At 64.4% G+C, this 24,497-nt stretch carries 27 protein-coding genes; 9 read left to right on the top strand and 18 right to left on the bottom strand.

Going from position 1 to position 24,497, the window contains the following annotated elements; all coding sequences use genetic code 11:
- Positions 1-22: 22 nt before the first annotated feature.
- The gene (locus ACFR99_RS18045) at positions 23-826 is read right to left on the bottom strand and encodes a sulfurtransferase (protein WP_390290406.1); all 804 of its coding nucleotides are present in this window, start codon (positions 824-826) and stop codon (positions 23-25) included.
- A gap of 269 nt (positions 827-1,095) precedes the next feature.
- Between ACFR99_RS18045 and ACFR99_RS18040 the strand changes: the two genes are divergently transcribed.
- Positions 1,096-1,950 (top strand): sulfurtransferase, encoded by an 855-nt coding sequence (locus ACFR99_RS18040; protein WP_390290403.1) that lies wholly within the window; start codon positions 1,096-1,098, stop codon positions 1,948-1,950.
- 226 nt (positions 1,951-2,176) lie between these two features.
- Entirely contained in the window at positions 2,177-2,812 is a 636-nt protein-coding gene (locus tag ACFR99_RS18035; protein ID WP_390290400.1) for a rubrerythrin family protein, read from the top strand.
- 161 nt (positions 2,813-2,973) lie between these two features.
- On the opposite strand, the gene ACFR99_RS18030 is transcribed toward ACFR99_RS18035, so the two are convergent.
- The 3 genes from ACFR99_RS18030 to thiE form a co-directional block, all read right to left on the bottom strand.
- Entirely contained in the window at positions 2,974-3,246 is a 273-nt protein-coding gene (locus tag ACFR99_RS18030; RefSeq protein WP_390290397.1) for a DUF7553 family protein, read from the bottom strand.
- A gap of 90 nt (positions 3,247-3,336) precedes the next feature.
- Positions 3,337-4,167: a hydroxyethylthiazole kinase gene (thiM, locus tag ACFR99_RS18025; RefSeq protein ID WP_390290394.1), complete on the bottom strand. Its 831-nt coding sequence runs from the start codon at positions 4,165-4,167 to the stop codon at positions 3,337-3,339.
- Positions 4,164-4,829, bottom strand: coding sequence for a thiamine phosphate synthase (gene thiE / locus ACFR99_RS18020; protein ID WP_390290391.1), 666 nt, complete (start codon positions 4,827-4,829; stop codon positions 4,164-4,166). The genes thiM and thiE overlap by 4 nt, the downstream gene beginning before the upstream one ends.
- Before the next feature lie 126 nt (positions 4,830-4,955).
- Between thiE and ACFR99_RS18015 the strand changes: the two genes are divergently transcribed.
- From ACFR99_RS18015 to ACFR99_RS18005, 3 genes are all read left to right on the top strand, one after another.
- The gene (locus tag ACFR99_RS18015; RefSeq protein ID WP_390290388.1) at positions 4,956-5,645 is read left to right on the top strand and encodes a haloacid dehalogenase type II; all 690 of its coding nucleotides are present in this window, start codon (positions 4,956-4,958) and stop codon (positions 5,643-5,645) included.
- A gap of 244 nt (positions 5,646-5,889) precedes the next feature.
- The gene (locus ACFR99_RS18010; RefSeq protein WP_390290385.1) at positions 5,890-6,567 is read left to right on the top strand and encodes a class I SAM-dependent methyltransferase; all 678 of its coding nucleotides are present in this window, start codon (positions 5,890-5,892) and stop codon (positions 6,565-6,567) included.
- Between the two features lie 148 nt (positions 6,568-6,715).
- Complete coding sequence (locus tag ACFR99_RS18005; protein WP_390290382.1) at positions 6,716-7,675, top strand: AEC family transporter; 960 nt, start codon at positions 6,716-6,718, stop codon at positions 7,673-7,675.
- A 106-nt stretch (positions 7,676-7,781) separates the two neighbouring features.
- Here ACFR99_RS18005 and ACFR99_RS18000 read toward each other — a convergent pair whose 3' ends face one another.
- From ACFR99_RS18000 to rpl18a, 7 genes are all read right to left on the bottom strand, one after another.
- On the bottom strand, positions 7,782-8,165 hold the full coding sequence (locus ACFR99_RS18000; RefSeq protein WP_390290379.1) for a HalOD1 output domain-containing protein: 384 nt from the start codon (positions 8,163-8,165) through the stop codon (positions 7,782-7,784).
- 142 nt (positions 8,166-8,307) lie between these two features.
- Positions 8,308-10,077, bottom strand: a complete 1,770-nt coding sequence (locus ACFR99_RS17995; RefSeq protein WP_390290376.1) for a Coenzyme F420 hydrogenase/dehydrogenase, beta subunit C-terminal domain — start codon at positions 10,075-10,077, stop codon at positions 8,308-8,310.
- Positions 10,067-11,809 carry a nitrite/sulfite reductase gene (locus tag ACFR99_RS17990; RefSeq protein WP_390290373.1) on the bottom strand — a complete coding sequence of 581 codons (1,743 nt, stop codon included), beginning with the start codon at positions 11,807-11,809 and terminating at the stop codon, positions 10,067-10,069. Before ACFR99_RS17990 ends, ACFR99_RS17995 begins: the two co-directional genes overlap by 11 nt.
- Before the next feature lie 424 nt (positions 11,810-12,233).
- Positions 12,234-12,866 (bottom strand): hypothetical protein, encoded by a 633-nt coding sequence (locus tag ACFR99_RS17985; protein ID WP_390290371.1) that lies wholly within the window; start codon positions 12,864-12,866, stop codon positions 12,234-12,236.
- A gap of 84 nt (positions 12,867-12,950) precedes the next feature.
- Positions 12,951-14,519: a signal recognition particle-docking protein FtsY gene (gene ftsY, locus ACFR99_RS17980; protein ID WP_390290368.1), complete on the bottom strand. Its 1,569-nt coding sequence runs from the start codon at positions 14,517-14,519 to the stop codon at positions 12,951-12,953.
- A gap of 24 nt (positions 14,520-14,543) precedes the next feature.
- Positions 14,544-14,993 carry a prefoldin subunit alpha gene (gene pfdA, locus ACFR99_RS17975; protein WP_390290365.1) on the bottom strand — a complete coding sequence of 150 codons (450 nt, stop codon included), beginning with the start codon at positions 14,991-14,993 and terminating at the stop codon, positions 14,544-14,546.
- Entirely contained in the window at positions 14,990-15,166 is a 177-nt protein-coding gene (rpl18a, locus tag ACFR99_RS17970) for a 50S ribosomal protein L18Ae (RefSeq protein WP_390290362.1), read from the bottom strand. Before rpl18a ends, pfdA begins: the two co-directional genes overlap by 4 nt.
- Positions 15,167-15,316: 150 nt before the next feature.
- Here rpl18a and ACFR99_RS17965 point away from each other — a divergent pair, with 150 nt between their 5' ends.
- Complete coding sequence (locus ACFR99_RS17965) at positions 15,317-15,628, top strand: ASCH domain-containing protein (RefSeq protein ID WP_390290359.1); 312 nt, start codon at positions 15,317-15,319, stop codon at positions 15,626-15,628.
- Positions 15,629-15,758: 130 nt separating this feature from the next.
- Here the strand turns inward: ACFR99_RS17965 and ACFR99_RS17960 are convergent, their stop codons facing one another.
- The 5 genes from ACFR99_RS17960 to thpR all read right to left on the bottom strand — a co-directional run bounded on the left by ACFR99_RS17960 (position 15,759) and on the right by thpR (position 18,676).
- Positions 15,759-16,424, bottom strand: coding sequence for a translation initiation factor IF-6 (locus ACFR99_RS17960; protein WP_390290356.1), 666 nt, complete (start codon positions 16,422-16,424; stop codon positions 15,759-15,761).
- 2 nt (positions 16,425-16,426) lie between these two features.
- Positions 16,427-16,705 (bottom strand): 50S ribosomal protein L31e, encoded by a 279-nt coding sequence (locus ACFR99_RS17955; protein ID WP_226004956.1) that lies wholly within the window; start codon positions 16,703-16,705, stop codon positions 16,427-16,429.
- Between the two features lie 2 nt (positions 16,706-16,707).
- Positions 16,708-16,860 carry a 50S ribosomal protein L39e gene (locus ACFR99_RS17950; RefSeq protein WP_008013763.1) on the bottom strand — a complete coding sequence of 51 codons (153 nt, stop codon included), beginning with the start codon at positions 16,858-16,860 and terminating at the stop codon, positions 16,708-16,710.
- Between the two features lie 71 nt (positions 16,861-16,931).
- Positions 16,932-17,906, bottom strand: coding sequence for a hypothetical protein (locus ACFR99_RS17945; RefSeq protein WP_390290352.1), 975 nt, complete (start codon positions 17,904-17,906; stop codon positions 16,932-16,934).
- A gap of 200 nt (positions 17,907-18,106) precedes the next feature.
- Positions 18,107-18,676, bottom strand: coding sequence for an RNA 2',3'-cyclic phosphodiesterase (gene thpR, locus ACFR99_RS17940; protein ID WP_390290349.1), 570 nt, complete (start codon positions 18,674-18,676; stop codon positions 18,107-18,109).
- Positions 18,677-18,857: 181 nt separating this feature from the next.
- Between thpR and ACFR99_RS17935 the strand changes: the two genes are divergently transcribed.
- From ACFR99_RS17935 to ACFR99_RS17925, 3 genes are all read left to right on the top strand, one after another.
- The gene (locus tag ACFR99_RS17935; protein ID WP_390290346.1) at positions 18,858-20,525 is read left to right on the top strand and encodes a hydroxysqualene dehydroxylase; all 1,668 of its coding nucleotides are present in this window, start codon (positions 18,858-18,860) and stop codon (positions 20,523-20,525) included.
- Between the two features lie 91 nt (positions 20,526-20,616).
- Complete coding sequence (locus ACFR99_RS17930) at positions 20,617-21,561, top strand: tetratricopeptide repeat protein (protein WP_390290343.1); 945 nt, start codon at positions 20,617-20,619, stop codon at positions 21,559-21,561.
- A 3-nt stretch (positions 21,562-21,564) separates the two neighbouring features.
- Positions 21,565-21,858 carry a DUF424 domain-containing protein gene (locus tag ACFR99_RS17925; RefSeq protein ID WP_008013754.1) on the top strand — a complete coding sequence of 98 codons (294 nt, stop codon included), beginning with the start codon at positions 21,565-21,567 and terminating at the stop codon, positions 21,856-21,858.
- A gap of 203 nt (positions 21,859-22,061) precedes the next feature.
- On the opposite strand, the gene ACFR99_RS17920 is transcribed toward ACFR99_RS17925, so the two are convergent.
- Together ACFR99_RS17920 and ACFR99_RS17915 are read right to left on the bottom strand one after the other, a co-directional pair.
- Positions 22,062-23,030 carry a DUF7958 family protein gene (locus ACFR99_RS17920; RefSeq protein WP_465260908.1) on the bottom strand — a complete coding sequence of 323 codons (969 nt, stop codon included), beginning with the start codon at positions 23,028-23,030 and terminating at the stop codon, positions 22,062-22,064.
- A gap of 1 nt (position 23,031) precedes the next feature.
- Entirely contained in the window at positions 23,032-24,258 is a 1,227-nt protein-coding gene (locus tag ACFR99_RS17915) for an eCIS core domain-containing protein (protein ID WP_390290337.1), read from the bottom strand.
- Between the last annotated feature and the right edge of the window lie 239 nt (positions 24,259-24,497).

Below are 24,497 nucleotides of genomic sequence, written 5' to 3'. Positions count from 1 at the left end.
GGACGGCGATCGAGCCGATCGGTTACTCGGCCGAGACCGGCCCGCTTTCGACCTCACCGTCGTTGTCGAGCCACTCCGTGAGACTCCCCTCGTAGAAGTGAACGTCCTCGTAGCCCAACGCCTGCAAGACGACGTAGGTGTGGCTGATCCGCCGCGCGGTGTTACAGTAGAGGACGATCTCGCGGTCGGGCGTGATCCCGCGGTCGGCGAGCAGTTCCTCGAGGTTGGCCTCGGGCTTCAGCCGCCGGGACTCCTCGTCGACGACTTCGCGCCAGTCGAAGCGAACGGCACCCGGGAGGCGCGCCTCCTCGAACTCGTCGCGCTCGCGCGTATCGACGAAGAGGGCATCATGCTCGAGGGCGTCCGCGACGGCGTCGTAGCCGACCAGCGGGCTTTCCTCCGGTTCAAGTGGGTCGGGCTCGTAGTCGGTCGGCTCGATTTCGGGCGTCTCGCTGGTCGTCTCGTACTCGCGGTTCCAGGCGCTGTAGTCGCCGTCGAGCAGGCGCACGTCGTCGTGGCCGTATTCGATGGCAGTGAGCACGAAGCGGGCGGCGAAGACGCCGTGGGTGTCGTCGTAGGCGACGATCGTGTCGTCGGGGTCGATGCCCGCGTCGCCGAGCAGGGCGGCGAAGGCTTCGGCACCGGGTAAGGTACCCCGGTCCACGTCGCTTTCGTCGCGATAGCTATCGAACGGGATGTTCACTGCGCCGGGCAGGTGTCCGATCCCGTCGTACTCCCAGGCGTCTCTGACGTCGACGATGCGAACGGTCGGATCGTCCAGGTGCGCTGCGAGCCAGTCGGGGGACACGATAACGGAGTCGTCCATTAGCCGCCCATACGTGACGCAGATCCGTGTACGCACCGGTATGACGGCGATTCGCTGGTACCGAGACAGAGGCAACATTCTCCCCTTTTCTGCGGGCCGGTCGATCGACACCGCTCGCGGATGCTCGAGTGCGCCTCGAATCCGCCGAATACAGCCACGGCCCGACCGGCCCCGACGATCGCTACGGCAAGTATTTCCGCCACGGTCGACCGGTGTCCGAATTGACCGGTTAGGCAGTTCCTTTGTGTATCGCTGTTGTAGTCCCGTGTATGGCAAACGACTACGCCAACGACGTACTCGTCACGGCTGACTGGGTCGAGGAGCGCCTCGACGACTTCCAGGACGACGACTCCGACCACCGACTGGTCGAAGTCGACGTCGACACGGAAGCCTACGAGGAAGAACACGCCCCCGGCGCGATCGGGTTCAACTGGGAAACCCAGCTCCAGGATCAGACGCAGCGAGACATCCTCGAGAAGGCAGACTTCGAGGAACTGCTTGGCAGCCACGGCATCAGCGAGGACGACACGGTCGTCCTCTACGGCGACAACTCCAACTGGTTCGCCGCCTACGCCTACTGGCAGTTCAAGTACTACGGCCACGACGACGTCTATCTGCTCGACGGCGGCCGTGAATACTGGCTCGAGAACGACTACCCGACCACCGACGAAGAACCCGACTTCTCCGAAACCGAGTACGACGCCGCCGGCCCGCGCGAGACCATTCGCGCCTACCGCGACGATGTCGAGAAGGCGATCGAGCGCGGCGTCCCCCTCGTCGACGTCCGCTCGCCCGAGGAGTACTCCGGCGAAGTGCTGGCCCCGCCAGGACTCCAGGAGACCGCCCAGCGTGGCGGCCACATCCCCGGCGCGAAGAACATCTCGTGGGCCGCCGTCACCAACGACGACGGCACCTTCAAGACCCGTGAGGAGCTCGAAGAACTCTACGCCGAGGAGGACATCAGCGGCGACGAGACGACCGTCGCCTACTGCCGCATCGGCGAGCGCTCGTCGGTCGCGTGGTTCGCGCTGCACGAACTGCTCGGATACGACGCCGTCAACTACGACGGCTCCTGGACCGAGTGGGGCAACCTCGTCAGCGCGCCGATCGAGAAGGGCGAATAACCGACGACAGCAGCCGGCAGCCGCTGTCCCGCGACACTGACCGAACCGAATCGACGCAACCGCTCTTGTTCGTGCCTGCCCGGCCACGGGCAGTGTCCACGTGGTTGCGTCGGCACTTGTGCCACCCGCCGTTTGCGACATCGACAGCCCCACGGCCGACTGTCACAGTCGTCGAGCAGAATACGGTCACGATAGACATAACTCGCGGCCGGTCGAAGGCGTTCCCATGACCGATCCGGACGCGTTCGTCGAGACCGTCAGCGAGGACAACCAGACCGCGCTCTCGCGACTCGGCTCCTCGAAGTCGCTGTACGCCGACACCGGCGGCGACATCGACACCGAGCCGGTCCTCGAGGCGACCGCCGACGCCGAGTACGCCGCCTGGCAGACGTTCCAGGGGTGGGCCGACGACGAGCCCACCGACGAGGCACAGACAGCCTTCGAGACGACAGCCGAGGAAGAACAGAACCACTACGAGACCGTCGAGGAGAAACTCGCTGCCGACGACTACGACCCGCAAGAGACGCCACAACTCCACGAGTACCTGCGCGAGTGCGACGACACCGTCGAGCGCGTCGGCGCGCTCGTCGGCCGCATCCTCGCGAGCCAGCGGTCGAAAAACCAGGTCGTCGGCTACTTCGTCGGTGACGCCGACCCACAGACCGCCAGCCTGTTCCGCGAGTTCGGCGACGATCTAGACGAGCAACTCGAGCGCGCGAAGTCGTTGCTCGAAACGGTATGTGAGGCCGACGACGACTGGGACCGCGCCGAGGAAGCCGCAGCGGGCGCGATCGAAGCCGCCTACGACGAGTACGTCGAGTCGCTCGAGGCAATGGGCGCGAACCCGAAGCCGGTCTGCTGATACGGTCTGCTGTCACGAGCGACCGGTGCACTCACAGGACGGGTCGCGGGTGTACCGGCACTGACTGACAGGAGTCCGTATGACTGCCCTGCGTGCCGGCTTCCGTTTTCGAACCGTCGTATCGACCGCTACAGTGAGCGAAAACGAGCCTGCTCGAGCGCTTACACGCCCTCGACCGTTTCTCGGAACGCGCTGATCGACGCGAGCGCGTCCTCGAGATTCGACGCGACGTCGCCACCCTCGTCGTCCGCGATGTCGTTCAGGATGTGTTCGTGGCGTGCGAGCTGACCGTGGTCCGGTCCGCGGTCGGCATCGGCGTAGTCGTCGAACTTTATCGCCTGGTTCTGCAGCCGGTCTCGTGCCTCGTCGTCGGACGCGGCGTCGGCTGCCTGTCTGATCGATTCAGCTGCGTTTTCGAGTTCGTCTCGGGCCATACGAAGTTGTTCGTCTGGGGGTGTCAAAACGGTTTCAATACCTGTCGGCTCGAGGGAACGCCACCCGAACGAGAGACCGGACACTCGAGTTCAGAGTACCTGCTCGAGCTGGTCCTCGAGGTCGAGGTCGGCGACGGTGTCGGCCGTCATGTCGGCGACGGCATCGCGGAAGTTCGTCCGATAGCTGCCTGGCCCTGCGTTCCCCATCTCGGCCGCGCGCTCGCCGGCGAGGCCAAAGGCGAGGGTGCCGTGGACGGCGGCGGTATGGGCATCCTCGAGCGCGCCACAGAAGGTCGCGATGGTCACGCCGAGCATACAGCCGGTGCCGACGACTTCGCCGAGCATTTCGTGGCCGGCAGCGAGGCGGACGGCACCGTCGGCGTCCGCGACGATGTCGTCAACGCCCGAGGCGACGACGAGTGCGTCGGTCGACTCGGCGAGCGAGCGGGCCGTCCGCTCGATCTCCTCGTAGTCGCCGGCGGACTCGACGCCCTTGACTTCGGCTTCGACGCCCGTGAAGGCGGCTATCTCGCCGTAGTTGCCCTTGATCGCGGTGAAATCGATCTCCGAGAGGAGGCTTTCGGCGACCGCCTCGCGTGAGGGCGTCGATCCGACGCCGACCGGGTCGAGGACGACCGGAATGCCGCGTTCGTTAGCTTTCCGGCCGGCTTCGTGCATCGCCTCGACACGGTCGTCGGGGATCTGGCCAGTGTTTATCAGGAGGGCGCTCGCGAGGTCGGTCATTTCGCCGGCGTCGCCCGGCGAATCAGCCATCACCGGCAGCCCACCCCAATGGAGAGTCACGTTCGCGACGTCGTTGATCGTCACCGTGTTGGTCAGCGACTGGACGAGCGGTTGCGTCTCTCGAACCGTTCGAACTGAGTCGACAAGGGTCGTGGCGTCGATGTCGGTAACACTCATTGACTATGTTCTCTGGTAGCAACGGACTTCGTCGTTTCGGCAGCGGCGACGAGTGATTCGGTCGCGGCCTCGGGATCTGTGGCTGCCGTAATCTCACTGATGACGGCGACGCCGGCGGTCCCCGCATCGACAACGGGAGCGGCGTTATCAGCCGTGATCCCGCCGATTCCGACGACCGGGATCGAAACCGCGTCGGCGATCGCGGCGATCCGCGCCGGGCCGACGCCGTCCTTGCCGTCGTCGACGTCCTTCGAGGAAGTGCCGTAGATCGCCCCGACGCCGAGATAGTCCGCCCCCTCGGCTTCCGCGTTGCGAGCCTCAGCGACCGTCGCCGTCGAGCAACCGACGATCGCATCCGGGCCGAGCAGATCCCGAGCGACGCCGACCGGCAGGTCGGACTGGCCGACGTGAACGCCGTCGGCGTCGATCACCTGTGCGATATCGAGTCGATCGTTGACGATCAGGTCGACGCCCGCCTCGGCCGTAAGTTCGCGCAGTTCGTGGCCGAGTTCGTGCCGCGAGCGGGCACTCGTCTCCTTTTCGCGCAACTGGACGGCGTCGATTCCGCCGTCGATGGCCGCACGAACGATCTCCGGGGTCGTCCGATCACCCGACAGCGACGCCTGCGTGACGAGGTAGGTCCGCCAGTCCGAAGGATTCATGAGGGATATCAGTCGGTGGTCGTACTAAGCGGCTTCGGTCGGTCCATCGATCGGACTCTAGTTCGACCGGCTCGCCGACGGAACGAACGGCCAACGTTCTTGATACTCTTCGACATATTGCCAGCCATGGCATTCGATCCTGACCGCGTTACGACGGTCACGTTTGACTCCTACAGCACACTCGTCGACGTCGATGCGACCGCAGCCGCGCTCACGGAACACACCGACATCGACGACCCGGCACCGGTTTCGCAGACGTGGCGAGAGCGCTCGATGCAGTACACGCTCGTCGCGAACCACCTCGAGAACTACGAGACGTTCTACGAGATCAACCGGGACGCGCTCGCCTACGCGCTCGCGGCCCACGGACTCGACGTTCCCGCCGACGACCGCGAGGAAATCCTCGAAGTGTACCACGAGCTTGAGGTCTTCGACGACGTCCGGGAGAGCATCGAACGGCTCCACGAGGCCGGCTACGACACCTACGTCCTCTCGAACGGCAACCCGGAGATGCTCGACTCGATGGTCGACCACGCCGGAATCGAGGATCTCGTCGTCGACACGATCAGTGCCGACGAACTCGAGACGTTCAAACCCGAGCCGGACCTCTACCGCCACGCCGCCGGCCGCACAGGGACGCCGATCGACGAACTCGTCCACGTCTCGGCGCTGTGGTTCGACGTGCAGGGGGCGATCCACGCCGGCATGCAAGGGGCCTGGCTCGACCGAAAATCGACGCCATGGGAACCCTTCGGCGCGGAACCGGATCTGATCACCGAGGGACTCGCGGAGCTGGCGGACCGACTGGGCTGTTGATCGGTCAAGGCAGATCGACGGTGTCCTCCTCGTTCGACGCAGCGAGTCCCAGTCGCTGTCCGCCTGAACCGTCGGAAACGGACGCGGGCGATCGGGCGACACGGACGAGCGACTCGATCTCGCTCCGGTCTCCTGCCGGTACGCCACTGCGCCAGCGATCGCTTTGGGGACGGAGTCCAGAGTGTGGCCACTCATCGAGTCGTCCAACCCCGCTGTGTAAAGAGGTGGACGTCGATACGGTACTATGAGCGCCCCGGCGAGCGCGAGGGTGTCGAACGACGCGATCGTGGAGGTCTACGACCGGATAGCGACGCCGTACGATTGGGTGATCACCCACGTCGACACGGGAACCCGACGCCGTGCGATCGAGCGTCTCGAGCTCGGTGCCGGCGCGATCGTCCTCGAAATCGGCTGTGGACCCGGACACGCGCTGGGTGCACTCGCCGCACGTGTCGGTCCGGATGGCTACGTGCTGGGACTCGACGCCGCGCCAGGGATGCTAGACCGTGCTCGCCGTCACGTCGAGCAGTCGGACCAGGCGGACCGAATCGGGCTCCTCCTCGGTGACGCCCGGGCGCTGCCGGTTCCGGCCGACAGCGTCGACGCCGTTTTGGTCGAGGACACGCTCGAGTTGTTCAGTCCGGTCGAGATCGAGACTGTCGTCGCCGAATGTGCTCGTGTTCTCGCTGCCGACGGTCGGCTCGGTGTCGTAACGATGGAGCGATCCGGCGTCGAGGACGATCCGTTCGTCCGGGTGTACGAGTGGCTGTTCGAACACCTCCCGGGCTACGACCGTATCGGTTGCCGTCCGATATACGCCCGTCAGGCGCTCGCGGAAGGTGGGTTCGAAATCGAGCGACGGGAACGACGCCGCCGAGGATACGTCTGGCCGGCGGAGATCCTGATCGCGCGTCCTGCGTGATACGGTCTGCTGTACACGGGCGCTTCGCGCCGATCGCAACTTCCATATCAGGCGCGGAGAGTAACAGGCTGCGAATGCAGCAACCAATCGCCGCTCGGGAGAGCGCCGCTCGAGTCGAACGTCCTCGCGCACGGTCGAGCGCCGACTGATGGCCGGACTGCTTGGCATCTTCGCGTCCGCGATCGGGCCGATCGTCGCCATCGCGGCCGTCGGCTACGTGCTGGCGACCGTCAAAGAGATCGACCCGGAACCGTTGAACACGGCCGTCGTCTACGTGCTGGCACCCGCGCTGGTGTTTCACAGCCTCGCCGTCACCGAACTCGAGGCGGCGACGCTCCTACGGGTCACGATCGGCATCGGTATCTTTACTGCAGTGATGTGGGGGATCGCCGAACTCGTCGGCCGCGGCGTCGGCGAACGCGAGCCGGCGCTGAGCGCGCTGGTGCTGGTCGCGATCTTCTGTAACTCGGGGAACCTCGGCATTCCCGTCTCCGACTTCGCGTTCGGCGAGGTCGGCCGCCAGACGGCCGTCCTCTTTCTCTCGGTCCAGTCCGTGCTGATGTACACCCTCGGCGTCTACGTCGCCTCCCGGAGCAGCGGGTCGGCCGGGCTCGCTGGCGTCCGCCGGGTGTTCTACATTCCGCTGGTCTACGCCGTCATCGCAGCACTGCTTGCACGGGCGCTCGATCTCGTACCGCCCGCCGAGACCGCGGCGATGGAGACGCTCCAGCTCGTCGGCGACGCCTCGATCCCGCTGATGTTGCTCATTCTCGGCATCCAGCTCGCGCGCACCGACACCGCCGCCGCGGTCTCGCGGGCCTGGCCCGCGACGGCGCTCAAGATGGGCGTCGCGCCCGTCGTCGGCCTCGGGATCGCGCTCGCACTGGGCTTTCAGGACCCGACCGTCGCGCGCGTGTTCGTCCTCGAGACCGCTATGCCGGCCGCGGTGACACCGCTCATTCTCGTCATCGAGTTCGCGGGCAGCGCCCGCTCCGATGGGGTGCTCGTCTCCGAGTACGTCTCGACGTGCGTCTTCATCACGACGCTTCTGTCGATCCCGGTGTTGACCGTTCTGATTGCGATCTTGCGGTCCGGTGTGGTGATCTGAATCCGTACTCGACGAGCACGAAGCCCGTCGTGTATACTGTCGGACAGCAGTCCGTGGACACTCGATCGTGTTTCGACGCGCGCGGTTCGTTACGGCCGGCTCCCGTTCAGCGGGGCACTTGCACGCATATCCACCCGGTATCCCGTATCTGCACGGTATACTGCCGGTCGTTGCGAAGCACCAGATCGACGGAAACAGTCGCTCTATCGGTCGTTGCGGCGACGAAATTGTCGAGTGCCTCCGGATCGATTTGGTCGTAGAGGACGATCCCGAGATCCGCCGATGATTCCATCGGATCGACGTCTTCGAGAGCAGCGATGGCCCTCACAATGGCGATGCTGGGCGGCGTGTCGTCGTAGCGGTACTCGACACGAACTAAGTCGCTGTCGGGGATCGAACTACCGGGATCATCCATGTTACTCGAATGATCCTCACAGGAGAAACCACGTGATGCTATGCCGTGCGCACGCAGGCTGTAGTTGCCGATCATTGATATCGAACGACAGAAAAGTCGACGAGGCGGAAAAACGGATCGCGGACGGGTCCGGACTCATACGGATTCCTATCAGTGGGTGCCGGTGGGACCGCGACCGTACTGTGGTCCCACCGGGACATCAGGACAGCAGATCGTATCAGTGCCCCTGGTCGTGGGGGTTCACCTCGGTACCGTAGTTCTCGGCGTGGTCGGTGTAGTCGATGAACCGCGGCGCGTCGGGGTCGAAGGGGCGCTCGAGACTCTCGAAGGCCTTTTTCTTGTCCCAGCCTTGGAGCTTGCCGACGGCGCTCTTGTCCTCCAGGTCGTGATACTCAAGCTTCGGCTCGGTGAGCTCCCACGCTGCCATTCCCTGCTCGGTGCGGACGATGACGCTCGAGTACTCGTCGCTGGAGCCGACGGAGCCGACTGTGATGTCCGCACAGAAGCCGGTGAAGTCGGCACACTCGTCACAGCCCTTGAGAGCGGCGTCGTGGAAGTTTTCGATGTCCTCCTCGACGATCAGCTCGCCGTCGTGGTCGTAGACCAGCAGCTTGCCATGGAGGACGTCCATTTTGCCGATCTCGGCCGGCGAAACGTCCCGCTTTTCCTCGAGTTGCTCGCCCATGAGGCTGTAGTAGTTGAAGTTCTTCGTACACATCAGCGCGATCGTATAGTCGACCGCGCGAACTCCCTCGTTTTGTGCCTGATAATCCCACTCGAAGTCCTGTAAGGCGCGGATGCCCTCGATCTCGCAGGGCGTTCCGACGATGGCCAGCGAGAGGTCGTCCCAGTCCTTGTCGGGGAGCTTGTGCTCCCACTGTTTCAGATCGAGGTTGCCAAGCGCCAGCGTCTGGTTGTAGACGGTGCCGGCGTTCTCGATGAGGTCCGCAGTCGTCGTCGCGAGGTAGCTCTCGGCCTTCCAGGGCTCCTCGTCGCTCTCGGTGGCGATCAGCGCACCGTCGATCTCGCCCGCCTCGAGCAGCGTCGCGAGGATGCCGGTGACGACGCCGCCGTCCTGTGCGTTGGCGGTCCAGTCGTCCTCGACCGTCGCGGAGAACTCCGTGATCGGGTCGCCCGCGCCCTTGACGTTGTCCTCGCCGCCGGTGATCTTCCACTGGCGTTCGTACCGCAGCCCGCCGCGGGGACAGAAGTCCCAGCACAGCGAACAGCCGGTGCACATCTTGACCAGCTTCGGGAGGTCGTCGTCGCCGATACCGATCGAGTCCGAGGGACAGGCGGCGACACAGGTCCCACACTGGATACACCGACCCTCGTCGATAACTGCCTCGTCGAGTTCCATGAACCACGTCTTCTCGTCCGGCGTTTCGATGTCGTTCATTTCCGACCGGATGGAGTACGCCGGTGTATCCAGATCGACGCCCTCGGGAACGCCGACGCGGGTATCCGGCGCGTCGTCGTAGACGTCCTGACTGACGGCTTCGGCGGGCTCGGTGAACTCGAGGTCGCCGAGGTCGCCCATCTCGTCGACGTTGGCGACGCCCGCACCGTCAGAGTAAAGCGCTGGCGAGGATCCGCTCACTGCGTTCGCGTCACCCCCGTCGGTGGCGACGGGCTGGTCCGCCGTCGGCTCGGCCTGCGTTTTCTCGCCACAGGTGCAGGTGTCCGGCGAGCAACTATCGGTACTCGTCTCGTCGACATTGCTTCCGTCGGCTCGGATCGTGCCCGCTCGAGCGTGGTCCGCGTGCTCTCGGGAACGTGACGCGCCGCCGTCGGCATCGGGGACGATGACCGCGTCGTCATCGTCGTCCGACTCCGGAACGTGGGGAAACGCGCGCTCGTCGTCGCCGTCACGGCTCGCGTGTCGCTTCTCGCTCGCGGTTACATCGCTCGCTTCACCGGGGACCTCGCGCTGCTCGGTCCCCGCATCTCCCGCTCGCTTACTCGAGGCCTCGCGGTCAGTCCCCATGGGCAACACCCCGTGCGACCGGCGCGTCGGCCCCTTGCATGATCGACCGAAGCTGGTCGTTGTCGACGTCGCGACACCACTCGTAGAACGTCTCGCCCTCGTCGCGGTCCGCCGAGTAGGCCTCGAACAGCTGCTCGAGCGCTGGGATTACGGCATCGGCAGGCACGGCACTCTCGACCCAGTCGAGGAACTCGTTGTCTGCTCCCAGCGAGCCGCCGAGTCCGACGTCCATCCCCTCGACGAGATTGTCTCCCTCGTCGTTGGGACGATCATCATCGTCGAGCTTGACGGTCTCGCCGCGGAAGCCGATGTCGGCGATCTGGGGCTGGGCACACGAGGCCGAGCAGCCGGACATGTGCATCCGGATGGCCTCGATGTCGTCGGGCACGTCGATGCGCTCGTCGAGTTCGCGGGCCCAGCGCTTGGTCCGTTTCTTGGTCTCGATGATGGCGTAGTTACAGAACTCGTTGCCCGTACAGCCCACGGCACCGCGGGCGAACGGCCCCGGATCGGGGCTGTACTCCTGGGCGAACGGCTCTGCCAGGAGGTCGTCGACGTTCTCCTCGGGGATGTGGGTGATCAGGAAGTTCTGGTCGGTCGCCAGCCGCACGGAGACATCGTCGGTGCCGTACTGCTTCGCGGCGCGAGCCGCTTGCGCGAACTCGTCGCCGCCCATGCGGCCGGCGATAACGTTGAAGCCGACGTAGTTGAGCCCGTCCTGTTTCTGCTCGTGGACGCCGACGTGGTCGCCCTGGTAGCCGACAGTCAGGCCCTGGCCAGCCTCGGGAAGTTCGACGGTACAGCGGTCGCGAACCGCTTGCTCGAACGTCTCCGGCCCGAGCTGTTCGACGAGATAGCGCATGCGGCAGACGCCGCGGTTGTTCCGATCGCCCAGCTCTTTGAACGTCTGGGCGACGGCACGGCAGAACTCGACGGCGTCTTCGGGTTTGATGAAGACATCGAGCGCCGAACTCATCCGTGGGCCGTCGGAGAGACCGCCACCGACGCGGGCGTGGAAACCGTAGAGCTGTTGACCACCGTCAGACGAGTCCGGCGAGCCTCCGGCTTCGCCGGAGACGTCGATCGTCTTCTTCGCCGGGACGAGCCCGACGTCGTTGATCTGGGACTGCGCACAGTCGTGGGCACAGCCCGTGATCGTGAGCTTGAACTTCCGCGGGAGGTTCGCGTACTCGCGGTTCTCGGTGAAAAAGTCCGAGACGGCGTCGATGACCGGCTGGGCGTTGAAACACTCGTGGTTATCGAGCCCGGCCGCCGGACAGCCAAGCACGTTCCGGGCGGAGTCGCCACAGCCCTGGACCGTCGTCAGGCCAACCTCGTCGTAGCGGTCCCATAGCTCGGGGACGTCTTCGATCCGGATCCAGTGTTTCTGGATGTCCTGTCGGGTCGTGATATCGAGGTAGGCGTCACCCCAGAGTTCGTTCTGCTCTTCACCGCCGTACTCCGCAGGGGCGGTCGCGTAGTCGTCGGCGCACTCGCCGATGACCTCGGCCTGCGCGGGGGTGAGCTTCCCGCCCGGCACCTTGGTCCGGATCATGAAGTACCCCGCCTGCTTCTGGGCGTACATACCGGCCCACTTCAGGCGCTCCCACTCGCCGTCGCCAGCGCGCGCTTCGATCTCCTCGAACGAGAGCCCGTCTGCGGCGTACTCGTAGACGTCGTCGATGACCTCGAGCGGATGTTTCTCCTGTTTGTGCTTCTCGACCGTGTTCATACGAACCACACCTCGGGTCGCGTCGGTTCGATTGCGCTCGCGGTTCCACGACGGTAACTACCGTCATCGAGCGAGTCAGGGCGTTCTCGAGCGATCGCACACTTGTGAACTATCGTCATGCGACAGATGATGCCACCCATCCGTATACACTCCCGCAACTCGGCGAATCATGGGAGTGGTCGGATACACCAGAGAGTATTACCGCAACAATCAGTCCGGTAGCGACAGCCGGGAGCAGGAAATACCACGACAGGCCGGAACGGATCATTTGCCTCGAGCCCGGCGAGAGTGCCGTCAACGATAGCGGCAATCGGAACCGTGAACGCGGGAGCGTTCCGTCGACCACCGCCGGATCGGGTTGTACGCTGACCAGCGGCGACGGCGACTCGCATGTGATCGACCCAGGAGCTGAGTCCGCCGGCAGTCAGTCGAAACAGGCGACGAGGTCGCCCTGTGTTCGCGGATCGGGTTCGAACTGCAGTTCGTCGGCGACGCCGTTGTATAGTGCCCGGAGAACGACGTGCTCGTCGACGTAGTAGACGGTGTGGACGTCCCACTGGTCACGTGGACCGGTGGCTGACTGTCGGGTCCCCATCCGCAGGTCGTAGAGGATCGCTACCATGATCGCGTTCGGATCCGGTGACGAGCCGAGCGTCCTCGTTCTGTAGTCCGTTCGACGAAGCTCGAACGTCCGCGTCGTCACACCGTACTGGGCGAGAAACGCGTTCCGCCGATACGCGCGCTCGAACTCGGTGACGTACGCAACCGTCCTGTCGACCATCGACGTCGAGCCGGTCGTCCGGTTGTGAGCCGCGGCGGGACCGATCGCCGACGGCGGCGCCGGATACGGTTCAGGTGCGAGCGCATCGTCATCGGCCGGTGCAGTGGGCTCTGGACGCGTGACCGAACTGCACTCGTACCAGTCGGGGGAGACGGTCCCGGACTCGAGTGGCGGTGTGTCCGTGGCGTTCGATGCGTACTCGAAACCGCCCGTCGCAACCGCCACCGTCGCCGCCGCCGACGTAAGGAGCGCACGTCGAGAGCGAGGGCGGTGCATACACTAATGTTTCAGACTCACAATAAGTGTCTTCTGGAAGAGTGTTCAACCGAGAAACCGATACGACGATCCCCAGTCGGCGAGCTACTCGTCGGCCAGGAGCCGGTCAACCATCTCTTCGGGGTCGAACCGCTCCAAGTCGTCGTAGCCCTGCCCGACACCGAGGAACAGGATCGGCTTTCCGGTGACGTGTGCGATCGAAATCGCCGCCCCGCCGTTGGAGTCGGCATCGGCTTTCGTCAGGATCGCGCCATCGATCTCGGCGGCGTCGTTGAACTCGCGGGCGCGGTTGACCGCGTCCTGCCCGGCGACTGCCTCGTCGACGAACAGCGTCATGTCCGGTCCGACGACGCGATCGATCTTCTCGAGTTGGTCCATCAGCCCCTCGTCGGTGTGGAGCCGACCCGCCGTATCGCCCAGCACGATGTCGATATCGTTGGCCTCGGCGTACTCGACGGCGTCGTACAGCACCGCCGCGGGATCGCCGCCCTGTTCGTGGCTGATACACTTCGTATCGAGGGCGTCAGCGTGCTCCTGGATCTGCTCGTTGGCCCCGGCACGGTAGGTGTCGCCGTTGGCCATCACCGTCGAGTAGCCGCGCTCCTCGAAGTAGCGACTCAGTTTGGCGATCGTCGTCGTCTTGCCGACGCCGTTAACGCCGGTGAAAACGATCGTCACGGGCTTGTCCTCGATGGCGATCCGCTCGTTGAAATCGAACTGCCCGACGCTGATCACGTCGTAGATCGCATCGTGCAGCGCTTCCTCGACGACCTCGCCGGTCGAGGTCGTAAACGTCCGTGTCTCGCCGACCAGCTCGTCGCGGATGTTGTCGAGGATCTCCTCGGCGACGCCCATCTCAACGTCGCTCGAGAGCAACGCCATCTCGAGTTCGTGCAAGGGGCCCTCGAGGTCCTCCTCCTCGATGACGAACTTCCCTTTGACGAGGGATTTGGCCTTTGCACCGAAGCCGGTTCCGCGGCCAGCATCGGCGTCGTCCGCGGGACGTTCGTCTCCGGTATCCGTGTCGATGGTCTGCTCGTCCTCATCGACTGTCGGAGCTCGATCGGCGGCCGTCTCGGTCGATGACTCGGGCGACGGTGCTGTCGCTTCCTCGTCGGGTGTCTCTCCGTCCGACTCCGCGTCGTCATCGGCGTCGCCGTTGGAGCCGTTGAGAAGGGATCGCGCTTTGGCACCGAGGCCGAACCCACCGCCGGTGTCGTCGTCGACATCGTCTTCATCGCCAGCCGATTCCTCGTCGGAGTCGGCCGTTGGAGCGGGTTCGTCGGCAGCCGTCTCCGAGACCGAATCAGCGTCGTCGGCCTCGCGGCGGTCGGGAGTGGAATCGGTCGCCGGCTCCTGCTCTGCAGACCCAGCCGCATCCCCAGGTGCGGACTCGATCGACTCTGGTTCCGGTTCCGGCTCCGATTCCGTTTCCGTCTCGGCCGTGCCTGCCGCCAGTTCGGCCGTCTCATCGGCCGCCGGTTCGGGGGTAGTATCGGTGGCTTCCGCAACGTCGGTGTCCGCCTCCGATTCGACGGTCTCGAGTTCTTCCTCCTCGAGATCTGCTTCGTCGACGTCCTCGACGTTCTCTTCAGCGGCCTCTTCGGCGCTTTCGCGGAAGCTTCCGAGCTTCTCCTTCAGGTTATCGAACATAGGTATCGAGGTAGGACCGCCGCGTTACTCGTCGGGGCCCTGGCCCTGTCCCATCTGCTGCATCTGCTGTTGCATCGCCTGCTGCTGGAGCTGCTGGGCCTGCTGTTCGAGTTCGCTGCTCTCGGTCTCGAGTTCGGCGATCTCCTCGTTGAGCTCGTCGATCTGCTCGTCGAGACGCTCTTTCTTGTTCTCGAGGGCGTCGACGGCGTCGTCTTCCTCGAACTCCGCGGCGTAGTCAGCACCGAGTTCGACGATCACTTCGTCGATGTTCTCGATGGTCGTACGGAGGTACGCGCCGCCGCCAAGCGGCATCTGGACGGTCGAGCCGGTCTCGAGCGTCTCGATGGCTTCGATCGCCTCGTCAACGTTGGTTTTCTCCTGCTGGACGGCCTCGACGTTCGTCTGGAGGCCTTCGATCTGTTCTTCGATCTCCTGAAGCTGCTGGGATAGCTGCTGAAGTTGCTGCTGGCTCATTGTTCGGATACCTCGTCGAGTTCGATCTCGGTCCGCTTGAGTCCGTGCTGGCTCCCGAGCTGGGAGAGCGTGTGTTCGCGGGCGACGTTCTCGTTTTCGGCCTCGATGCTCGTCTCGAACGGCGCGTAGCCGTCGCGGCTCTTGAACCGTCCACTGACCGTAAATTGACTCATGGCTATCCCTCCGGCAGGCAGTCGGAAGAATCTTCCCTTCCGGTTCGGCCGTTCGGAACCGACACGAAGGGATACCGAACCGACGGCAACTGCGGAGTGCCCACCGATGGAGGGTCAACGATTTTACCGCATCGGCCCGAATCCGCAGCCATGAGCGAACTCGACCCCGGTGAGTTGTTGCCCAGCGAGCGAATGCAAACGCAGGTTCTCGAGGGCGAGGTCACACAGATCCACCGCGGCAACCAGTACGCCGAAGAAGGCGATACGTTCACCATCGACGGGACGACTTTCGAGGTGACCGCGGTTCGAGAGCGCACGCTCGGCGAGCTGACCGACGCGGACGCACGGGCCGAAGGGATGGAGGACCTCGCGGCCTACGAGCGCTTACTCGAGCGCGCCCACGAGAACTTCGAGTGGGACGACGACAGCGAGGTCGTGTTACACCGGTTCGAACGCCAATAAGAGAGCGACACCGGCCGAGACCGGACTCGAGTCCAGAACCGATCGGTTCAGACGGACTCCTGTCAGTCAGTGCCGGTGGACCCGCGACCGCCCTGCGGGCCCGCCGGTCACCTCGGAACAGCAGGCCGTATCAGTCGAGATATCCGAGTGCGTCCTCGATTCGACCCAACTCGGGGCCGGTCGTGTCCTCACCGACGACGTAGCCGGCGTCGTTGGCGATCAGGCCCGAACCGACCAGCGGCGCGCCGTAGTTGACCGTGCCGACGTCGGCTCGCACGTCTAAGGCCGCCTCGAGCGCGTCGAGTTCCGCGTCGGTCGCCTTCGGATGGCAGAGCACGCCGGTGTTGTTCGCGACAGCGGCGGTGCCGACGGTACGGACGCCAGCGAGGTCGCCGCGTTCGACGGGTACCGCGAGCGTGTCTTCGACGATTTGGACCGCCTCACGGGGCAGGTCCGGATGGACGTAGGCCCCGTAGTCGTTCGCGAGGACGACGTTCCCGGCGGCGTTGATGGTGCCCGGCAGCTCGGCGACGGGAACGTCGACTGCCTCCTCGAGCGTCTCGCGTTCGTACTCGAGGACGCGAGAACTGACGAGCAGGCCGTTTTCGTTACCCGTCGCTAGCGCGCCGACCGTCGAGGAGCCGCCGACGGTCGTCGTGATCGCGGGCACCTCGAGTTCGTCGGTCAGGTCGGCGACGACATCGTCGTCGACGTCGTGGCGAACGAGTACGCACGAGTCGGTCGCGCGGGCGAAGACGCCGACGTAGGCCGACCCGGCGAAGGCGAGGCGTTGCAAGTTTAGTCGGCGACCTCGGCTTCGACGACGGCTTCACCCTCTTCGTCGAAGCGGGCTGCGCGGACGCGCAGCTTTCGCGGCGGGTTGGATCGGCCGTTCGCCCAGACCGTCTCGTTGATCGAGGGGTCCAGCCGGATGGCGTCTTCGTCGACCGCGAAGTGTTTCGCGAGGTGTTCGCGGACCAGCCGCATCGCGTAGTCGGCGGCCTCGTGGTTGGCACCCTTCTTGACATCACGCAGCGGAACGGTTACGACGCGTTCCTCGAAATCACTTGCACTCATCGTTATTCGTCAGTGTCGTTTCGCCGCCAGTGGCGTCGCTTCGGGTTGCGCTGGACGTCCATGTCGGTCTTCATCATGACCCAGGCCGGCACCCGGCTGTTCTGGTTCTCGAGTTTGGCAAGCCGCTTCTTCTTGCCCTTCGATTTTTTACCCATAGTGGCCGGACGTAGCCCACGCTGGCTTAAAATCTTGTCCATCTTGCAGGGACGAGGGCCGCCGTAAGGTTTCAGGCCTCGAAGCGGCGCTCGAGGTGGCGCATGATGGCCTCGCAGGTGGCGTCACTGAGGGTGGTCGTATACGTCCAGGTGTCGACGTCGTCGGTGCCGTCGTGGCGCGAGAACAGATCGTGATCGTAACAGCCGGTGCCCTGAAAGCGGGTGCCGGCCCCGATCCGATCCGGGCTGGCGTAGGCGGTAGCGATCGGCGAGATCTCCAGGGTATTCGTATCCGTTCGGATCGCCGTTCCGAGGTCGTGTTCACAGCGTGTCCCGCCGACCTCCTCGACGACGGATTCCGAGAGGAACGTATGGATCGTCTCGTGGATCGCCATGTTCCGTGTCACGGCTCGCGAGTCCCAGCGTTCCGTCGCGCCGACGTTGACGACCGTCTGTGCGTCGCCGTCGTCACCCGCGCCGATCAGCGAACGTGGCGACAGCGTCCCGCCGTAGCCGACGCGATAGTTCAGCGGCGACCAGTGTAACAGCACGTGGCTGGTGTCGCCGGCGAGCGCATCGTGAGCGCGCAACCGCTCGCGAAAGCGCTCGAGGAGCCCCTCGAGCGACGGAAGCACGGCGTCGGGCGACAGCGACGTCGATGGCGGAAACCGAATCGGGCGCCCGCGCTCGACGGCGATCTCGAGGGACTCGAGCCGGGATTGCTCGCGGGCGTATGCAACCACCTGCTCGAACGCCGCCTCGACGGCCGCCAGCGCGTCGCGGAAGGGGGCCGGCCAGTCGCGACGCACCGCATCGAGTCCGGAGCCATACCACAACCGCGCCTGAAGCGGCACAGCACCGGGGTGAACGCGAACGCGAACGACTGCGTCGCCGCCGTGATCGACAGCAGTCGTCTTCGACGCACCGGCCGGCGAGACGAGGGCTGCGCCACCGACGGCGGCGACGGTATCGCGGAGGGCTTCGCGGCGTGAGACGTGCCGCCAGCTGCGTGCGTTCGACGGGGACTCGTCGGACCCGGGCGCCATGGGCCACCGCCGATACATGGCACCATACCATTATTCCTTGTTCTGTATTTCGTGATTATATTCCGTATAGACGGGCTACAGCGACCGTTCGAGACCCGATCGCCGCCCGCGCAACCGTCGGACGACAGACCTTCTAATAACAGCTGAAAGTCAACGCACACCCGATCGCACGACGGCCCTACGTCGGTGTGGCAACCGTTTCAATTGGTACTAGACTCGAGCGGGAACGACGCGACTGTGGAATAGACCGGTCCCTCCTCGGTGAGGGTGCTTTCGGTCAGGCAAACCTCGTCGACACGGGCCTCGCCGATCGTCGGATCGCGCTCTTCGACGAGCTCCTGGACCAGTTCCTTCCCGCCGGCATGTTCCATTCGCGCGAGCGTGACGTGGGGCGTGAAATCGTGTGATTCGGGGTCGAAGCCAAGGTCGGTCGTCCGCGCTTCGATCGATTCGTGGAGCGTGGCGAGTTGCTCGCCACCCTGTTCGACGCCCAGCCAGAGGACACTGATGTACTCGAGACTCGGAAAAACACCGAGGCCGCCGTAGCGAACGGTAAAGGGATCGACACCGGCATCGTCGACGGCTGCCTCGAGTTCGCGCTCGAGGTCGGGAACACGGTCCTCGTCGGTATCACCGAGGAACTTCATCGTGATATGGGCCTGCTCGGGGTCCGTGAACTTGAGCCCGCTGGCCTCGGCGAACTCGGCTTGCAGGTCGGCGACCGGCTCGGCGAAGTCGTCCGGGAGGTCGACGCTGACGAACAGTCGCATACTCGATCCATCGTGGGCAGCGCACTCAATAGTGACGGGCAGTGATACGGTTTGCTGTCACGATATACCCGTGGGCCCGCAGGACAGTCGCGGTTGTGCCGGCACTGACTGACAGGAGACCGTATGAGTCGTTCGTGGTTAGGGGCACCGGTTATGTGGACAGCTCACGCACGTAATTGCAATGACAGACGTTGCCGTGATCGGTGGCGGAATCGGCGGCCTGACCGCGGCCCACGAACTTGCCGACCGCGGCTTCGACGTGACCGTCCTCGAAGCGAACGACCGCTTCGGCGGGAAGGCCCGGTCGATGCCGATCGACGACGACCCCGACGCGCTGCAGGGCGAACACGGCTTCCGGTTCTTCCCGGCGTTCTACCGCCACGTCATCGACACGATGGAACGGATCCCGGACGGTGACGGCACCGTCGCGGACAACCTCGTCGAGACCGAGGCGACGCTGATCGCGACCACGACGGGGCCGGGTCGAATCGCCGAAACGCGCACGCCCGACTCGGTACAGGGCTGGCTCGAGGCGTTTCGTCCAGCGTTCGCCGAGGACTTGCCACGCGAGGACGTTCGCTTCTTACTCGAGCGACTGCTGTACCTGCTGACTGCCTGTGAAGATCGACGGGAGGGCGAGCTCGACAACACCTCCTGGTGGGAGTTCATCGACGCCGAGAACCGCTCGCAGGCGTTTCGCGATCAAGTCGCCAACACCACCCAGGCGCTGGTCGCCCTCCGACCACAGGTCGGGAGTGCCCGGACGATCGGCACGATCTACCTGCAACTGCTGCTCGGCCAGCTCGACCCGACCCGGCCGACCGAGCGCGTCCTGAACGCGCCGACGAACGAGGCCTGGATCGACCCCTGGGTGCGCCACCTCGAATCGCTCGGCGTCACGTGCCGTTCGAACACTCCGGTCCAGCGACTCGAATCGGACAGGACCCACGTCACCGGCGCCGTCCTGGCCGACGGCGAGACCGTCAGCGCAGACGAGTACGTTCTGGCCGTGCCAGTCGAGGCCGCCCCCACGTTCGTCACGCCGGCACTGGAGCGACTCGCGCCGGAACTGGGTCGCATCGAGCGACTGGACACAGCCTGGATGAACGGCATCCAGTTTTACCTCTCCAAGCCCGTCGACCTGCCGCGGGGCCACCAGGTCTATGCCGACGCACCGTGGGCACTGACCTCGATCGCCCAGCGCGAGTTCTGGACCGGCTACGACCTCGAGACGCACGGTTCTGAGGATGTCGCGGGCGTTCTCTCGGTGATCGCCTCCGACTGGGACTCGCCAGGAATTCTGTATGGAAAGCCGGCCAGGGCGTGTACGCGCGAGGAGATCGCCGAGGAGATCTGGGTACAACTGAAAACACATCTGAACGCGGCCGGAGAGCGCCTGACCGACGAGCTGCTCGTCGACTGGTTTCTCGATCCAGCGATCGTCGAGACCGGCGGTGCACCGGAGACACAACGGGCAGCCGATGACGCCGTCACCGACCGCGTCGAGAACCGCTCGCCGTTGCTGATCAACACCGTCGGGTCGTTGCAGAACCGACCGCCGGCCGACGTCGGTGTCCGGAACCTGACGCTGGCGAGTGACTACGTGCGAACGAACTCCGACCTGGCCTCGATGGAGTCGGCGAACGAAGCCGGCCGCCGTGCGACCAACGCGATCGTCGACCGACACGGGGCACACAGCCAGGCGCGGATCTGGGAACTCGAGGAACCCGTGGTGTTCGAGCCGTTCAAGCGACAGGATCGAGTCCGGTACCGCCTCGGGTTGCCCCATCCGGCGGCGGTGACGCAGTCGCTTCGGGGCGTTACCAGACGCCTCGTGGGACGAATCTGAGAGGTGCGTTCCGACGGGCGCTCGACGCTATCGGAACGCCGCCGGTACCCGGGTCGCAGCCCTTAACAGTCGTCGCTGCCACATTCAATTAATGACTGACCGAGACGACGAGCGCGACCATCGCTTCTCCGAGGGAGAGGGATTCGGCGATCCCTACGAGGAGTTCGACCTGGACCCGCCGGAGCTGGGTGTCGACCCGGCGAAGGTCGACCCCGTCGACTCCCGCGTCGTCACTGACACGTTAGACGAGCACAACATCGATCGAGACGCCGTCGACGCCGCCGAGTTGCTCGACGTCGGCCTGAACTACATGCAGATCAACCGCTACGAGCAGGCCACCGACGCCTTCGAGCGGACCGCTCGCTTCGCCGAGGACGACAAACTCGCACAGGAGGCCTGGGTAAACAAGGGCGTCGCCCACGGCGAACTCGAGGAGTGGGACGAAGCGATCGGTGCCCACCGCGAGGCCCTGCGGATCGACGACTCGAGCGAACACGCCGCGACCGCCGAGACGAACCTCGCGTACGCGCTCTGGGAGTTCGGCGAGACCTCCGAAGCCCTCGAACACGCCGAACGCGCCGTCGAGATCGACGAGCGCTTCGCCGCCGGCTGGTTCAACCGTGCCTTCTTCCTCTCGGAGCGCGGGCTGGCCGAGGAGGCGCTCAACTGCATCGACAACGCGATCCGACTGGGGCTGCGCAACGCCAAGGTGATCGAAGAAAAAGCCGAGATCCTCGAGGAACTCGGCGAGTACGACCAGGCCGAGGAACTCGCCGAGGAGGCAAATCAGATGCGCGAACGGGCCGAACAGGAGATGATGGACGACCGCGAGGAGCTGTACGGCCAGGGACCGGGCGGCGCCGGCGGAGGTGCCGGTCGCGGGGCCGGTGCTGGCGCTGGACGCGGCGGTCGCGGCGCAGGCCGGCAGCCACCACAACGGGGTGACATCGACCTCGACGACCTCGGACTCGGCGGGCTCGGCGGCGGCGACGCCGAGGAGCGCGAGGACGACGACCGCGAGTGGGAACTCGAGTAACGAATGATCGTCAACGAACGACAGACCCAGGAAGGGCTACTGGTCGCCGTCTGCGACGAGGAGGTCCTCGGCGAGACGTTCGAGGAAGGTGAACTCTCGCTGACCGTCACCGAAGAGTTCTACGGCGGCGACGCGGTCGAGGAAGGTGCGGTCATCGAAAGCCTCGCGCAGGCAGACGTCGCCAACATCGTCGGCACCCGCGCCGTTGAACTCGCCGTCGAGGAGGGCTTTATCGACGAGGCGAACGTTCTCGAGGTCGGCACGACGCTGCACGCACAGTTGTTGCGGATGCAGTAATCGTCAGCGCCGATCCATTCCTGCGGACGCGCGATTTTCAACCGGGTATCCGCTTGAAGCACCATTCTGGTATCCGCGCCAGTCTGCTGGCGGACACGTGCGAGGATGTGTTGGCCGTCGGGACACTCGGGGTGCTCACCGTGATTGCACGGTAAACACCCGCACATTGGAATCTGTTCGGAAACAGAAGACGAGGTCGCTTCTTACCCGAGCAAGCGCTGTGCGTCGGGGTCGTGATATCTCGGATACATGTCCAAGAGCTTGTAGGCAGCCGTTGCGTCGAGTCGCCCATTCCCAAGCACCCGGAATTCCTCGGGTGGCTCGACACCCATGCGGACGAAACAGTCCCGAATCTGGCATTTGAGATGATGGTCCAGGTACTCGCGGAACTCCGGGAGCGGGCCGGGATCGATCGGTGGTAACTCGATCAACGTGTCCGGTTCGCGCTCGAACGGATCTGTGTCCGGCTCGGCAGTGTGTTGTGCACCGTCATTGTCGAGATACGACGTATAGAGCGTGGATACGGCATCAATATAGGCACCGTCGGAGAGGTCGATCTCTTGCTCGTCGGCCCGGTCAACGAGATCCGCGGCGAATGACATCCAGTCAGCGATTGCACCAGCAGACAGTGTGTTCAGTGGTTGCTCTTTTACCGACGGGTTCGACAGATCCAGCCCGTAAGCGGTCGCCATGTCCTCGGCGACATCAGTCAACTCCGTCTCGAGTGGATCGACGCCGAGATACACGTTCTGTCGGTAGAGGACACTATCAGAGCTTGATGCAAGCGGTGGAACGGGTATCGGTCGTTCGGCGTCGAAGTCGTAGTAACTCCGTAGCTGGTTGTAGAGATCACCAAACAATTCGTCAAACCGGTCGTCATCGAGATCCTGAACAGTGAGTCTGACGGCGTTGATGCGCTCGGGATGATCCATCGGTGGCATCGTGTCGTACCCCCGCTCGATGTAGACGTAATACCGAGCGAACTTCCGAGCTTGTTCGTTGTACTCGTTTTCTTCTGGAGATCGGTCGGCCGCTTTGGTAGCGTACGCATCGCACTGATGGAATTTTATTTCTCCGTCGAACTCCATCTCAATTCTGTGTTTTTCTTCATTATTGTCTTTCACATGAAGACCAACGCGGACATCATCTTCGCCAGTGATCGTAGCTTCCATGCTAGCTAAGCCCCCGTGAGTCGCCGCCATAGTCAGATCCGTTAAGAGCTTTGTTAACCTTTTCTTCGATAAGCTGTTCAAGGAACAATCTTGCTTGGCGTCCTTTCTCAGCCACGAAATCCGATCCCACGTCGTAGACCTGGCCAGTAAGCGTCTTGGTAACATCGCCAGCCATTCCTTTGGCCATTTCCTGCCCGACCGCAGTACCACCGATCGTACCGAGGCCAGGCGAGACCATGGTACCAGCAACGCCCCCGAGCAGGCCACCTACCGCGCCGACAGCACCCTGAGAGAGGGCCTTGCCGACGCTGTTCATCACCGAATCGTCGCCGGTGACCATCTCCTCGATCGAGGATACACGTTCCTCGAGTCGTGACACCGTTTGTGCGAGTAACATCCCGTCATTCCGGGACGCAGCCTCCTCACGGGCCGTCTGAAGTTGCTCGGCCTCGGGCATGCGCTGGATGTGCACCTCCGTCCCCATCCGATTGATCGTCACCGGACCGTCGGCCATCGCCTGCTTGGCCGCCTCTTCGGCCTCGCGCTCAAGTCGCGGATCGGGATCGATCTCGAGTCCACTGCCTTTCTGGGGCATCATGCTGATCGCGGCCCCGGTCTGCTGGCGAACGTGTGCGAGTTCGTGAGCGAGAAGGTGCTGTCCCTCTGGCGACTCGGGGTCGTACTCGCCGTGGTTGAACGCGATATGATTGCCAACGGTGAACGCCCGCGCGTTGATCTCATCGCAGGCCTTTGCGGCGGTCGCATCGGCGTGAACCCGTACGTCACCGAAGGAATCACCCATCCGCTCTTCCATCGCGCGCTGGATGCCGCCGTCCAGCAGCTGGCCAGGTGTGCTGAGGACATCTCGTACTGACGCGGGCACACTCGTGTCCCCGGCTCGGTCGGTCTCGTACTGTGCCTCGCGGCTGCGCTGGACCGACGCCGCGTTCTGGCGCTCGATATCTCGTGGTACCGCCGCCGGTCGCTCGGCCTGACGCTCACGGAACGCATCCATATCCACCGGCTTCCCCATGAGTTCGACCGGCATTCCCTCGTCGACCCAGCCCTGGACCTCCGCGGGACCGCAGGCCTGTTCCAACCGCTGGATCTGGACTTCCTGCCCGGGGGCGTACAACTCGAGGCCATACCGTTGCTCGATGGCCGCTCGAGCCGGCGTCGGCGACGTGCCAGTCGGCCTCGCGTTCGACTGCGCTCTCGTGTTCGACATCGGCGATCGGGACCGACGACTCCGCGAGTCGTCGGTTTGCTCCGCCCGCGACTCCGAATTCGATCGTATACCTGTGTATCCCATTCCGTTTCACCCTGATTCTTTTCCTATAGGGGTATATAATTAACTACAACTGGTTGGTAAAATACTAGCTATCCGCATTCAGACAGCAGGGCAACCCAAAAATCTCGATGCAGAGAAGCCCACGAAGAAGCGGTCAGGAATCGCCACGAGTAGGC

Source organism: Haloarchaeobius amylolyticus (assembly GCF_042678045.1).
Lineage (GTDB): Archaea > Halobacteriota > Halobacteria > Halobacteriales > Natrialbaceae > Natrinema > Natrinema amylolyticus_A.
This window is presented reverse-complemented; position numbering and strand designations above follow the sequence as displayed.